This window comes from Alkalicoccus daliensis (genome assembly GCF_900103955.1).
Lineage (GTDB): Bacteria > Bacillota > Bacilli > Bacillales > Salisediminibacteriaceae > Alkalicoccus > Alkalicoccus daliensis.
The window spans coordinates 90,131-104,614 of the sequence record NZ_FNIL01000006.1 but is presented as its reverse complement, the minus strand read 5'-3'; the positions used below and the strand labels follow the sequence as shown (position 1 = coordinate 104,614).

At 42.4% G+C, this 14,484-nt stretch carries 12 protein-coding genes; 7 read left to right on the top strand and 5 right to left on the bottom strand.

What is annotated here, in order from left to right:
- Positions 1-24: 24 nt before the first annotated feature.
- The 5 genes from BLP92_RS10890 to BLP92_RS10870 form a co-directional block, all read right to left on the bottom strand.
- The gene (locus tag BLP92_RS10890; protein ID WP_090842988.1) at positions 25-846 is read right to left on the bottom strand and encodes a carbohydrate ABC transporter permease; all 822 of its coding nucleotides are present in this window, start codon (positions 844-846) and stop codon (positions 25-27) included.
- Entirely contained in the window at positions 846-1,727 is an 882-nt protein-coding gene (locus BLP92_RS10885; RefSeq protein ID WP_244516791.1) for a carbohydrate ABC transporter permease, read from the bottom strand. Before BLP92_RS10885 ends, BLP92_RS10890 begins: the two co-directional genes overlap by 1 nt.
- A gap of 103 nt (positions 1,728-1,830) precedes the next feature.
- A complete protein-coding gene (locus BLP92_RS10880; protein ID WP_090842987.1) occupies positions 1,831-3,081 on the bottom strand; it encodes an ABC transporter substrate-binding protein in 1,251 nt (416 codons plus the stop codon).
- A gap of 192 nt (positions 3,082-3,273) precedes the next feature.
- Positions 3,274-4,401: a response regulator transcription factor gene (locus BLP92_RS10875; protein WP_090842986.1), complete on the bottom strand. Its 1,128-nt coding sequence runs from the start codon at positions 4,399-4,401 to the stop codon at positions 3,274-3,276.
- Positions 4,394-6,100, bottom strand: a complete 1,707-nt coding sequence (locus BLP92_RS10870) for a sensor histidine kinase (RefSeq protein WP_175444261.1) — start codon at positions 6,098-6,100, stop codon at positions 4,394-4,396. Before BLP92_RS10870 ends, BLP92_RS10875 begins: the two co-directional genes overlap by 8 nt.
- 500 nt (positions 6,101-6,600) lie before the next feature.
- Here BLP92_RS10870 and BLP92_RS10865 point away from each other — a divergent pair, with 500 nt between their 5' ends.
- From BLP92_RS10865 to BLP92_RS10835, 7 genes are all read left to right on the top strand, one after another.
- Complete coding sequence (locus tag BLP92_RS10865; protein WP_090842984.1) at positions 6,601-7,062, top strand: universal stress protein; 462 nt, start codon at positions 6,601-6,603, stop codon at positions 7,060-7,062.
- A gap of 812 nt (positions 7,063-7,874) precedes the next feature.
- Positions 7,875-8,594 (top strand): GntR family transcriptional regulator, encoded by a 720-nt coding sequence (locus BLP92_RS10860; RefSeq protein WP_090842983.1) that lies wholly within the window; start codon positions 7,875-7,877, stop codon positions 8,592-8,594.
- A 133-nt stretch (positions 8,595-8,727) separates the two neighbouring features.
- Complete coding sequence (locus tag BLP92_RS10855) at positions 8,728-9,666, top strand: sugar phosphate isomerase/epimerase family protein (RefSeq protein ID WP_090842982.1); 939 nt, start codon at positions 8,728-8,730, stop codon at positions 9,664-9,666.
- A gap of 24 nt (positions 9,667-9,690) precedes the next feature.
- Positions 9,691-10,851, top strand: a complete 1,161-nt coding sequence (locus tag BLP92_RS10850; protein WP_175444260.1) for a M20 family metallopeptidase — start codon at positions 9,691-9,693, stop codon at positions 10,849-10,851.
- Positions 10,852-10,900: 49 nt separating this feature from the next.
- The gene (thrC, locus tag BLP92_RS10845; protein ID WP_139148947.1) at positions 10,901-12,016 is read left to right on the top strand and encodes a threonine synthase; all 1,116 of its coding nucleotides are present in this window, start codon (positions 10,901-10,903) and stop codon (positions 12,014-12,016) included.
- Between the two features lie 14 nt (positions 12,017-12,030).
- Positions 12,031-13,401, top strand: a complete 1,371-nt coding sequence (locus BLP92_RS10840) for an ABC transporter substrate-binding protein (RefSeq protein WP_090842979.1) — start codon at positions 12,031-12,033, stop codon at positions 13,399-13,401.
- A gap of 129 nt (positions 13,402-13,530) precedes the next feature.
- Complete coding sequence (locus BLP92_RS10835; RefSeq protein WP_090842978.1) at positions 13,531-14,469, top strand: carbohydrate ABC transporter permease; 939 nt, start codon at positions 13,531-13,533, stop codon at positions 14,467-14,469.
- The last annotated feature ends 15 nt before the right edge of the window (positions 14,470-14,484 follow it).

Sequence of the window (14,484 nt, the reverse complement as noted above, 5' to 3'; positions counted from 1 at the left end):
AATAAATCCCTGCTTTCTAAAAATTTATTTTACAGCTCCATCAGAGACGCCGCCGATAATATGCCGCTGTAAAAACAGGTACACGATAATTACAGGCGTAAGCACCATTAAGTAGGAAGCGAATGCAAGATTGTAGTTTGCTGCGTACTGCGATTCAAATACATACTGCATCAGAGGCAAGGTCCAGTCGTCAGCACTGCTTAATATCACAAGTGGCATTAAGAAGTCGTTCCAGATCCAGATAATATTTAAGACAATTAAAGTAACTGTCATTGGTTTCAGCATCGGAAAAATAATATACCAGAACATTCGAAAGACGCCGCACCCATCAATTAATGCTGCATCTTCAATTTCCCTGGGGATCGACCGGAAATATGCTACATAAAGGAATACACACTGAAACAGACCATAGGTGGCGTAAAGCATAATAAGCCCCCATTTGTTCAGCATCCCCAGTGCACTCAGCTGCTGTACTAATGGCAGCATCATTACTTGGAAAGGCACAAACAGCCCGCTGACGAAAAAGTAGTACATTACCCGGTAAAATCGTTTATGCTGATTTCTCGCAATAGAGAAAGAAGCGATAGAACCGAGCAAAATAATAATTATTACGGACAGCACAGTGATGAAAAAAGAATTATAAAAGGCACTGAAATAATTACTCATTTCTGCAGCCTGAATAAAGTTGGTGAACTGGATACTGCTTGGCAGCCCAAGCAGGGATTCGGCGGATTCAGAAGGTGTTTTAAAGGCGGTCACCACTGTTAAATAAAGTGGAAATAAGATAAATAAGGCGCCGGCAATAATAAACGCGTACAGGCTGAATTTCTTAAGCGGATGCTCCATTACAGCTGCACCTCCTTTTTCCTTAAGTAACTGATCTGAATGATAGAAACAATAATGATAAACACGAATAACATGAGCGCCACAGCTGTACCATAGCCAAAGCGATTATTTAAAAACCCGAGATTGTAAATAAGCAGTGTTACTGATTCAGTAGCAAATCCCGGGCCGCCTCCTGTTAAAGCAACAATATAATCGTACACCATTAAGTGCTGCTTCATTGCGAGAATAAAACAAATTGTGATAGATGGAACAATCAGGGGCAGTGTGATTTTGAAAAACTGCTTCCAGCCGCTTGCGCCGTCAATTGCAGCTGATTCATATACGTCTTCCGGAACAGTCTGCAGGCCTGCCATGTAGATTACCACGAGAATTGCAGAAGCCTGCCATACTGTGACTATCACCAGTGCCCAGAAAGCAAGGTCCTGATTTCCGAGCATATTTGTCTGTAATGCTTCCACGTTGATTCTTTCCCCGATGTAAGGTATTACGTTATAGAAAATCTGCTGCCAGATATACCCGATAATCAGCATACTTAATACCGCGGGGAAAAAATAAATTGCGCGGAAGGTATTTCTGAATTTAATTTTCTTCACCAATGCCAGCGCGACACTGAGGGCAATGATGTTAGATAGTACTGTCGAAACAAAGGCGTACTGCAGGGTGAAAGAAAGTGCATTTAAAAATCTGCCGTCAGTCGCAGCTGTTAAATAATTGCTGAAGCCGACGAAATCATGGGTACGGCTGACTCCGTCCCAGTTTGTCATGCTCATATAAACGGCGCTTAGTACTGGGTAAATGTAGAAAATGGATAAAAGCAGCAGCCCGGGCAGAAGAAACATCATGTACCCTTTGCTTAAGCTTTTATAGGCATTATTATTCATCAGTATCCTCTCCAATAATAAAGGGTAGAAAAAAGCTGCCCCAAAAAGGAATATCTTTTGCGGCAGCTGATATAATAATCAGTCAGTGTATAAGGGATTTCTATTAACGATAGCTGCTGAACATACTTTCTAAATCTGCTAAATACTGGTCTATATCTTCATGGTTAAAGAAGTTCTGCGTGTGGGAGCGGAAATCCGCCTCTGCTGCCGTGCCGCCAGCCCAGTAATGGTTAGGCCAGTTTGCCACCTGGTTATTTTCTACATGTGGAGAAAGTCCTTCAAGCACCTCGTCCTGCACTTCCACGCCTTCTACTGCGCTGAAAGAACCATCCATATTTGCAAACTGCTGTGCTTCCTCAATTAAAAACTCGACAAACTTCAATGTTTCTTCAGGATGTTCTGTATCTTCCGCTATGGATAAACCGACATCGACTCCAGAGATAGTGACATTTTCCTCCGGATTATTCGTCTGTGGAAAAGGGAAGTAGCCGAAATTTTCATTGAAGTCCGGATTCATTTCACGGAGGGTAGGAAGCACCCATGCACCCATAAAGTACATCGCACCTTCTCCGCCTGCGAACATTTCATTTCCCTGGTCATAGTTTGTGCCCATATGGTCAGATTGCGCATACTGAAGTATTTCCAGCATTTTTTCTGAAGCTTCCCGCCACTCTTCATCCTCGGTTATATCTATTTCTCCTTCGTTAAAGCGTTCCCAAAAATCGGCATCAAATTTTTGGGCAATAAAGTTCAAGTTAAAAATAGAAGTCTGATCTACATTTTGATTCCCCATGATTAAAGGTGTTTCTCCAGCTGCTTCCAATTCTTCAAAAATAGCAGTAAACTCATCCCAGGTTTCCGGAGTCTCTATATTGTTCGACTCGAAAATTTCCTTGTTGTAAAGCACGCCATTCGCATTCAGCGAAAGGGCAGCACCATACATCCTGCCATTTTCTATGTACCGGTCCTGAATTTCAGGGTTGATATCATCGATGAAACCTTCGTCCGTAATATCCATTAAGTAATCGTTATTGACCCGCAGGACGTAATCTTCTTCTACTGGATAAGTAATAAATAAGTCAGGAATGTCGCCTGTAGAAAATCGGGTAGTCAGAACGGTCATTCCGTCTGGCACCGTATTTTGATCAATTTCAATATCAGGATTTTCTTCTTCAAACTGTTCAATTAAGACATTGAACGTATCCACAGCTTCTGCTTTCACCTGGAAAAATTCAACTGTCGTTCTTTCTTCGTTTTCTGCGTTGGACCCGCTGGCACTTTCTTCGTTATTCCCGCATGCCGCCAGTGCTAGTAATACGGCGCTTGAAGCTAGTAAATAAAATGATTTTTTCATATGATTTCGCCTCCTTGGTTCTTAGCTTAAATGAAAGTAAGCGCTTTCGGAATGAGGTGATGATTTGATTTATGTAGAATATTTTTCGAAAAAAAATAAACGATTTGATTTTCAGTGATTGCTTTGATCTAAAAAAGATCATGGGGGGAATGCTGCCATGATCCTTCTGGAAAGCTGAGTCTGTATACAGATTCAGCGGAGCTTCGTATGTTTTTTTCTATAGTCACTCGGTGTAAAACCGAACTCCTTTTTAAATACCTGGCTGAAATAGCGCTGGTCTTCATATCCTACAATTTCAGCTACTTCATAGGCAGGTTTATTTGTTTCTGTTAAGAGCTGCTGCGCCTTTTTTAAACGTTCTGTTTTAATATGATCAGAAAAGGAAATACCGTGTGCCTGTTTGTACAATGTACTGAAATAGCTTGTGCTGAAGCCGAACTTTTTTGCTACATCTTCGCTGCGGAGGTGGTCATGGCAATGCCGCGTAACATATTCTTTTGCTTCATAGATATATTTATGTGTCACAGATTCCTGGCTGACATACTCTTCATACAAATCACTTGTAATGAGGGAAGCAGCAATGAAAGATTGTTTATCCAGATATTCTTGTGCTGACTTGAAGGCTTCATTTAATTCTTCTGGTGTATCAATCATCGGGCTGATGGCGGCTTTTAAAGAAGGCTGCTCTGCTGATACTGTGAGAAACTGCTTTTTCATTTGTTCCGGCGCCTGTTCGCCTGTACCTGCCAGGAGCACTGTATCTGCAGAAAGAGGGTATGCAAATATATATTCAGCTGTAAAATACAATTCCTGCCAGTCAGCTGGATCTGTGTGTTCAATTACCATCAATGTATAGTTTGAAAAAGGCAGAGTTGTGTGCTGCTTTTTTGTAAAAATTGCTTCATACAGCTGTGTTTTCCAAGCAGCAATCTGTGCCTCTTTTTTCTTGTTAATTTGCTTTTTTGCATCCAGCAGGACTTCTTTCAGTTCAGCCCTGTCGAGCGGCTTGAGTAAATAATGAAAGGCCCGGAACTGAAGTGCGCTTCTTACATATTCAAAGTCGTCATAACCGCTCAGTACAATTACTTCGTCGACCTCCCGTTGGGAAAAGATTGTTTCTAAAAATTCAATGCCGGTCATATCAGGCATCTTTATATCAGTAATAACTATATTGGGGAGGAGTGCTTGATATTTACGCAGCGCTTCCTGGCCATTTGAAGCGGTGCCGACTATGCTGCAGTCAAGCTCTTCCCACGGGAAGGTTTTCTCCAGACTTTCCAGAATCAGTTTTTCATCATCCACAAGAAGCACACTATACATTTTCTTCCTCCTTCTCTTCTAAAGGGATCCTTAACTGCACGATAGTAAGTCCAGGCTCAGAGCAGATAAGTAAACCGCTGTGCTTTAGGTAATAAAGCTGTATACGGTCATGTACATTCAATACGCCGTGGCCTTCAAATGCAGTTAATTGCGTTCTTTGATTTAATTCTTTCAACACTGTTTCCGGGAAGCCGGGTCCATTATCAGTTACCCGCAGGGCGAGGCTGTTTTCAGAAAGGAATGCTTGAATCTTGATCACATTAAATGCCGTGGATGCCATCCCATGTTCAATGGCGTTCTCTACAATTGGCTGAAGTATCAGTTTTAGCACGTGCTGTGTTTTTAATTCCGGCTCCATTTGAACTTCATAATCAAAAGTATAGGAGTGACGCACCCTTTGAATTTCCAGATAACTTGAAACGTGCTTAATTTCTTCAGCAAGAGAGATTTCATAAGGGCCTTTTAAGCTGATGCGCAGCAGTTTTCCCAGATTTGTCACCATATGCTGCACTTCTTCTGTTTTATTTAAGCTGGCTAACGCATTCACAGATTCAAGCGTATTGTATAAAAAGTGCGGATTAATCTGATGCTGTAATACTTTAAATTCGGCACGCTGCTTTTGCTGCTGTTCTTCTTCTACCTGCTTAATCGTAGTTTTCAGCTCCTGAACCATGTAGTTAAAGCTTGTGCCGAGTGTCTGGAATTCTTCTTCTTTATAATGCTCCATTTTCACCTGAAGATTTCCTTCCGCCGCTTCTGTCATTCCTTCGTTAAACCGTTGAATAAACTGAAGAAGCCTTTGGGAAAAGAGCTTATGAAAAAGAAAAAGCAGCAGCAGGAGTGAGGCGATAATACCTGCAATAAAAATTCTCGCAGGCACCAGAATTGTACTCATGTTCTGTACATTGATAAAAGATACGAGCGTCCAGTCCTGGGCTGTTTCCGTAGAAGTATAAAAAAATTCCTGATCCTCATAAGTATAAGTTCCTTCTGTCTGCTGCAAAACACTGTTATCTATTTCAGCTCCCAGCAGATCCGGCGAAGTATTATACACCGTTTCCCCGTTTTCATTTAAAATGCTCCAGGAGGTTTCACTGTTGGCACCGAGAGAATCTGCGGACTGCAGCAGGTCTGGATTCACAAATAAAAAGAATAGCCCCAGCTGCTCAAGTGTCTGCGGATGAATGACACTCCGCCCTACGGTGAATACGGGAGAAAATCCTTCTTCCATCTCTTCACTCGAGGGGCCGGTCCAGTGGGTGCGGCCTCTTTTTTCAATAATTGCATCTGCAAGGGAGGAGTCCTCCAGCTGCACAAACCGCTCTTCCGGAGGAGCAATAAAATATAAGGCTTCTCCCGTGTTAGGGATAAGGGAAAAATCATAGGTAAGATCACTGCTGAAGGATAATTGGGAGATCATATTTTCATTCTGCACCTCCTGCTGGGGGTTCGCCCAGGTATCCACGGTTAAATGATTCATAACCGGACCGGAAGTAACGACGTAATCAGAAAATGAATCCACTTCGTTCATCGTTGTGCGGATGTTAAGGTCAATCGCATTCAATGTATCCTGCATATGTTCATTTATCTGATCGCGGTATATAGAAGAACCCAGATCATATGTAAGCCAGCCGACGATGAGAAGAGGCAGAATCACCAGGAAAATTACCAACGTCTGAAATTTATTGCGGAGCGCCACACCTGCCTCCTCCTTCCGAAAAATAGTTAGTTTATACTTTATCATATGTTTTGGTGAGGAAGGTAAATGAAAAATAAGTACCGGAGTCGAATTTATCTCAAACTCTTCAAATTACAAAACAAACGTTTTAAAAACTGATAATAAAATTGTGAAAGTGTGCAGATGATTGAAGCGACAGAACTAAAAAATCTTGAACAAAATAGAAAAGAATAGGATGAGTTAATTAATGAATTGTTGAGTGAAAAAGCAGAATTGCAATCTGCAGCACCTGATTTTTTCCTTTAGTATCAGGTATGCTCCTGGTTTGAAACATAAATATGACCATCTTCGTGAAAGAAATTATATATTATCATGGGATCTATCTGATCCACTTATTCAACTGTAAATTCTCACGGGGAGATCTGTATGGTTTTAACATGAAAAACATGAGATAATCGATAGTATAAGGTATCTTAACTGCTATTTGGCACTTAATCTGCACTCACGAGGAGGAGATTAATATGACATTTCGTTATAGTACTATCCTTGTTGCGGTAGACGGATCGGACGAAGCCAAACGTGCATTTAGAAAAGCAGTCCTATTATCAAAAGACCATGGTGCTAAATTGATCTTGGTTCACATCTTCGAGCCCCGTTCCACTGCTGTCGTGGGACCTGCGGGCCCTCATAACCAGACTACTTTCCCCGAAGCTGAGCAGTATGCAATCGGCATGTTGGATGAGTATAAGGAGCTTGCTGAGAAGGAAGGGGCAAGCAACGTCACGGTGGTTCTCGACTATGGTTCCCCAAAAGTGAAAATTGCAAAAGATGTAGCCCAAAAGCATAACGTGGATTTAATCGTCACCGGAGCTACCGGGTTAAACGCCGTGGAACGCTTTCTCATTGGAAGTGTATCGCAGCATATTACCCGGCATGCCTCCTGTGATGTGTTGATCGTACGTTCAGAGACGGAAGTTAAATAAGAATATAAGTAATAAGATTACCCCGGTGATAATATCGCCTTTTAGAGAAAACAAAGAGATGTATATTATATAGGTAAAAAAAGTAAATCATTAAAAAGCGGTAGGTACACCCATGAGCTTTTATGCCTCAGTGTAATTTAATGCCACCTCTAATTTACTTTACAGATTCTGAAGCTGCTCCTTCTGTTTATTTGTTTGAAGAATATAAATAACAGAAGGAGTTGGTGTTGGAACAATCGATAATTCAGCAAACAAAACTCACTCTAATTAGTAATGACATTGAATATCGCTATTATGGCCACTCCCGGCTTTGTTATTGGAAGTGCAAGCAAAAATTCTAAATTCGCTGCCTCCATCGCTGCGTGCAGATTCTTATGCAGCTTTAAGGAGTTTTTCAATGAAAGACCGCATGATGAGAAGTAAGCGTTAAAAATCCGCACCTAAAATCCTAGGTGCGGATTTTTAACGCTTACGTTATTGCACTTGGCATTCATAATTGGAGTACGGGTATTAAAGAAAACTAAAATAATAAGAAATGATGGATAGTAAGGTGAATATTAAAAATCTATTGAACCAGCCCACTGTCGTTTAAAATTGAAGGGTCCAAAAGAATAAGATAGTTTGAAGCGTTAATATAGAAACTCATAAAATTGAATGAGATGTCTATTATGGTCAACATCTGCCCTTCTCAATGAAATCGAATTAATTGTTAAAAATAAACAAAAAACAGTTACTTCATTCGGTGAACTGGTATAGACCTGTAGAGAGGATAATGATAAAATATTTAAAAAAAGAGTAAAGGTGGTCCCTAAATGATTAATAAACAATCTCCTATTCCAATTTATTATCAGATTGAAGAAATTTTGCGCAGCCAAATTGAAAAAGGTGAACTTGCAGAGGAGGAAATGATTCCTTCCGAGCGTGAACTTGCCTATGATTTTAATGTAAGCAGAATGACGATCCGTCAGGCGATATCCAACTTGGTATCAGAAGGGCTCCTGTATAAAGAGAAAGGAAAAGGAACGTTTGTAAATATAAAAAGATTTGAACAGCCGTTAATGGATTTAACAAGTTTTTCCGAAGATATGCTCTGGAGGGGCCTCACACCGGGAGTAAAGCTGATTGACTTTAAAGAGGTGGGGATTTCCCTGCAGAAAAGCAGACATCTGCAAGTGGAGGAAGGCTCCAAAGGATATGAGCTCTCCCGTATTCGGTTAGCGGATGAGGAACCGATTGCATATGAAGTAATGACTCTGCCAGCTTACTTGTTTCCGGAAATTGAGCTGAACAACCTTAAATCTTCTTTCTACCAATACGTAGAGTCGAAGGGAATGAAGATCGAAGGAGCGTCCCAGACAATTGAGCCTTCATTAGCGAGAGAACATGAAGCGGAATTATTAAATATTGAAGTAGGTGCCCCGGTGCTGCTGATGAAGCGAGTCAGCTATTTAGCGAGCGGCCATCATTTTGAATATGTTACTTCTGTCTATCGAGGAGACAAGTATAAATTTGTCACGCAAATGAAAAGGTAAATAATCTTACAGTAATTTATATTAGAATTTTCAAAAAACTCTTGAGTTACTTTATTTGGTGTGTTATAACATTATTAATGGTATAGACCACAAGACAACCAGTTAAAGAGAGCACTATATTAGGAGGGATTGTATGGATCATCTTAAACTGTCTTTTGAAATCTGGCCGAACATGCCTTGGGGAAGACTTGAAATTGCAGGGCCTGCCTGGAATTCCTGGGGAGACAAACCGCTGGAATGGTGTGTAGAGCAGATTGCTTCCTATGGCTACGAAGGCTTTGATGTTATTTATCCAAAAATTCAGGAGTGGCGTTCGCACGAGTACAAGGATGGGGTAGAGAAAGTAAAGAAGACTGCCGAAAAAACAGGTCTTGCCTTTTCTTCTATCGGCTGTCATACCACCTTTGTAACACCACGGCATTTCGACAGAGAAGCAGGAATAGAAAAATTCAAAAGAGCTATTGATGCGGCTTCGGACATGGGCTGTGAATCAGTAGTGACCCTCATTGGAGATGGCTACTATGATCCACCGTTATATACGCTTATTACCAGAAAAGAAGCATGGAAACAGGTAGTGGATGCAACGGTAGAAGTGGCAGACTACGGAAAGAAAAAAGGGGTCGACGTATGTATTGAGCTTATTCAGGGCACTATTATCAATACGGTGGAGTCAGCAATGAAATTACTGGAAGAAGTAGATCGGAGCAACGTGTACATCTGTGTAGATGTCGGAACGTTCTATACTACAGTAAAACCGAGAATGCCGATTCCAAAAGCGATCAGTCTGCTGGGAGACAGGATCAAAGTCGTGCACGTAAAAGATGAAGTAGGCTTTCCGAATATTATGCAGTCACAGCATGTATGGTTTGGCGGCGGGTTTGTAGACTTTGTGGAAATGTCAGATGCATTAAAAAGCGTGAATTTCAAAGGCTATAATTCAGTGGAATGGGAAGCGTGGCAGGCTGGGGGCCTTTATGGTGTGGGCGAGCCTTCTGCAATTTCTTTAGCTGATTTTGATCGGGTGGCAGAAGAAGCGAAAGAATTTTTAGAAGAACACGGCTGGGGAAAGTAAATGACGGCAGTGGGAGCAAGCAGAATGGAACACTGGCTGTCCCTTGCAGAACAATTGATTTTCATTGAAAGCCATGAGGAATATCCGGAACAGGAAAAAGAAGCAGGGTTACTTCTTAAACAATACGCAGAATCTCATGGGCTGCAGGTAACAGTGCAGCGGGTAATAGGTGACAGGTCGAACATTATTATCGAGATAGATTCTCAGAAGGAAGGTCCTGTTTTCGTTTTTAACGGTCATTTAGATACGGTGCCTCCCGGAGATATGCATAATGCTTTCACGCCTTTCTGCAGAGAGGGCAGATTATATGGGCGCGGCGCTGTAGATATGAAAGGGTTCATTGCGGTAGTAATGGACTTACTCGTACATCTTCAGGAAAATCCGGCCAAGTTTCAGGGGAAAATAAAAGCTGCCTGGACGATCGGTGAAGAGTCCTACAGTCCTGGGATGGATTCGTTAGCACCCCATCTGAAAGAAGCAGATTTTTTAATTGTGGGAGAGCCTACTTCGCTGGAGATAGGAATAGCGCATAAAGGTGTCACATGGATAGAGGCTGTATTTCACGGGAAGTCCGCCCACGGAAGTGTTCCATCAGAGGGGCAGAATGCAATCTATGATGCTGCTGCCTGGATCGCAGAAGTAGAAGCAGTATATCAAAAAGAACTTATGCAGAAAACACACAAAGTTCTCGGTGAAGCGACGGTGAACATAGGGCAGATTCAGGGAGGTGTAAGACCGGTCACCGTTCCAGAAAGCTGTCAGGTACTTCTCGAAAGAAGACTGCTTCCGGGAGAGACAGCAAGCTCAGTGCTGCATGAACTTGAGCAGCTGACTGAGAACGTCAGCAGTGCCCGAATGAATCTGCAGATAGATATTAAAGAAATGGATAATTTTAAAGGTGTCCCCCACGGACCACTTTCAACTGACAGCAGTAATAAGTATGTAGTGCGTCTGGCTGAAGCAGTACATACTTCCGTGAATAAAACTCCGCATATAGGAGGGCTGCCTTTTTGGACAGATGCAGCTCTTGCCCAGACGCACCACCCGCATTTACCGGCAGTGGTATTTGGTCCGGGGAGCATTGCACAGGCACATTCGTCGGAAGAATGGATTGAAATAGAGCAGCTGAGCCAGTGTTTCGATATACTGCTTGCATTTATTACGCAGGGAGGTGACGCATATTGAAAAAACATATTACGAACTGCAGTGCTTATCCTGTAAGCAAAATTATGAAATGAAAGTGCTCTATCGCTGTCCTGAATGTAATGGGATTTTAAATGTGGAATATGACCTCCCATCGTCTCTTGCAGAAAAACTTCAGTCTAAAAAATTCCCCGTCAGCACTTCGATATGGGAATTTGATGAGCTGCTGCCTGTGAAGACTGAATATTCTGTCACTATGGGAGAAGGTGGCACGCCTCTTCTCTCTCTCGATTATTCAAGGAAGGAAGAAAACCTTTCAAATTGGTTTTTAAAAAATGAATCTATACAGCCTACAGGAGCATTTAAAGATCGGCCGTTAGCTGTTGCTGTTTCTTTTGCAAAAGAGCATCAGCTGAAAGGGATCATTACTGCTTCTACAGGTAACACTGCAGTGGCGGCAAGTGCCTATGCTGCAAAGAGTGGTATGTATTGTAAAATCTACGTGCCGCAGACTGCTTCCTCTGAAAAACTGCAGTTAATGCATGTTTATGGGGCAGATGTGGTTCCGATCGAAGGGAACTTCAGTGAAGCCTACCATATCGTGAAAGAAGAAGCGGTGAAAACACAGTTATTTAATGTTACTTCAACGTTTATTAACCCGATTGCGATCGAGGGAAATAAAACAGTAGCTTATGAATTATGGTATCAGCTGCAAAAACAGGTGCCGGACTGGATTGTTGTACCGATTGGGGCGGGGCCTCTCCTAATAGGAGTGTATAAAGGGTTTCAGGAATTGAAGCAGTTAGGCTTAACCAAGAAACTTCCAAGAATGGTAGGCGTACAGGCAGAAAATGTCTCTCCTATTGTGCAGGCATACCGGGAAGGATCGGCAAAAGTAAGCGGCTGGGATAAAGGAACAGGAACAAGTGCTGTTGGTATTGCAGATCCTTTAACAAACTATCCTGAAGATGGTACCAGAACGCTGTCTGTTATTAGAGAATCAGAAGGAACTGCGGTAAGGATCTGTGAAAAAGAGCTTCTGCAGGAAAGAAAAGATATCGCGAGTAAAGAAGGGATTCTGTTAGAAATATCTGCCGCAGCAGCTGTGACAGCGGTTAAAAAAATCAGAGGCAGCCTGCAGGAAAAAGATATTGTAATCAGTGTGGGAACCGGGCATGGGTTAAAGGATTTATCTATTACTAAATAGAGGGAGTGGGAATAGTGAAAATCTATCAAAAGGTTTTATGGAGTACTCTTATTGGCGGCTTTACCGTAACCTTGGCAGCCTGCGGCGGTGCAGAAGAAAATGGAGAAGAAGCAAATGCAGGCAACACAGGAAATGGGGGGAATAATGCAGAAAATGAGGCGGAAGGATCTGGGGAAGCAGTAGAAATTACGCTTTGGCACATGGAAGAACCGCCACACCGAGTAGAACGATTTAATGAGGTGTTTGACCGGTTCAACGAATCGCAGGATGATTATGTGATTAACAGTCAGGTCCAGAATTGGGATGATGCCTATGTACAGTTTCCTTCTGCGATACAAGCGGGAGAAGGACCGGATCTTCTTTTCACTATCCCCGACTATACAGCATTAATTCAGGATCTGGATGTGCTGCAGCCGGTAGAAGATATTGTGGAGCAGATAGATGCAGACCATGGATTTATTGAAACTGCATTAGTTCCTTATCAGTATGAAGATCATACATGGGCAGTTCCGCTGTACGGAATGGTACAGGCATTATGGTACCGGGCAGATCACTTTGAGGAAGCTGGTCTGGAAGTTCCGGAAACTTGGGAGGACCTCCTTGCAGCGGCCGAAACATTAAATGACGGCGACCGCAATGGAATTGCACTTCCTGCCTCCAGCACGATGGCAACAGATCAGGTGCTCTACAGTATTATGGTTTCTGGTGGGGCAAAAGACATTATAGATTCCGACAACAATGTGAATTTTAATACGCAGGAAACTGTAGATTCCTATGAACTTTATGCGGATTTACTGGAATATTCTCCTTCCGACAGCACGTCTTACGGGTGGGGGGAACCGCAGGCACAGTTTAACTCCGGCAATGCTTCCATGGCAATTGAAAAAGGACAGTATCTTGCACCGTTTGAAGACGAATCCGGCCAGCCGGCAGAAAGCCTTGGAGTAGCTCCGATTCCCCAGGGACCTAACGGAGAAGAGGGAAGTATTTATTATTCCAATGCGGTAATGATGCTGACGGATGAAGAAGAGAAGCAGGCAGGTATTGAAGCATTTTTCGAATTTATGTTTGATCCTGACAACTATGGAGACTTCTTAAACGCAGACCCTGGACTCTTCCTGCCCGTAACGGAGGATGGAACGGACGGAAGCTTCTATGAAGATCCGGTAGTAGAACAGTACAGAGAACATGTTGATTTTCTTATTGATTACTCTCAGCATGGACAGCTGTTCGGGTTTACAGACGGAGTTGCCTCAAGGATTGGGCAGATTGCCGGGCCGAACTATATTGCTGAAACATTGCAGCAGATTATTATAAACGATATGACGCCGGAAGAAGCAGTAGAGTGGGGGCAGGAACAAATGGAGGAAGCAGTGCAGGAATAAAATAAGCTTCCTTACATGAGGCTTCTCTTAATTCAGCGACTTCATTTTAAAGAGGAAAATACCTTTTGCTGTGGAAAGTCTTCCTGAAATTATGAGAGCCTCTATTTTCTTATTAGGGTGTGATAATAAATGAATGCCGATAACTCTACCGTAAAAGCTTCAAAAGCAGCAAGTGAACCTATGCCGTCCAAACCGAAATGGATGATATGGAAAACGATATTTCCGTACCTGCTTGTTTTCCCTATCGTCTTCTGGATTCTAGTCACCATCTTCATCCCGCTCATAAGCGTCGTAAGAGAAAGTTTTTATGACACCGGATTTGCAGGATCTGCGGGGGAATTTATTGGACTGACAAATTATATAAATGTACTCACATCTTCTGCTTTTTGGTCTTCTTCCGGCAGAAGCCTGATCTGGGTGCTGGGAAATGGCCTGCTGCAGACAGTGCTTGCTTTTTCCATTGCACTGCTGCTGAATAACAACAGGAAAATTTCGAATATAGCCAGGACGTGGATGGTAATTCCGTGGATTGTACCGACGATTGTTGTTGCGATCTTCTGGCAGTGGATTTTTAATGGTTCCTACGGAATTTTAAATGCAATATTAATTAATACAGGGCTGATTGATTCCTCGATCAATTTTTTAGGAAATCCTTCCCTGACGCTGCCAATTATTATTTTCATTAATTCCTGGAACTGGTTTCCCTTCTTGGCAGTAGTTTTATTGGCTGCTTTAGCGAATATTCCGGAGGAACTTTATGAAGCTTCGGCAGTAGACGGGGCGAATCGTATTCAGACGTTCCGATTTATTACTATTCCTTCAATTGCACCGGTGACTTTTGCCATCGGACTTGTCGGAACCCTCTGGATGTTCAATATTTTTGATTTAATCTGGGTGCTTACAGAAGGCGGACCGGCTGGGTACTCCACCACGCTGCCCGTACAGATTTATCAGACTGCTTTCCGACAGTATGCGGTAGGATCAGCTTCGGCGATGTCGGTGATTACCGCGTTAATTTTAGTTATTTTTGCTACGCTGTTTATTAAATTTGCAGCACCAAAAGAATAAGAGGGAGGGAGAGAA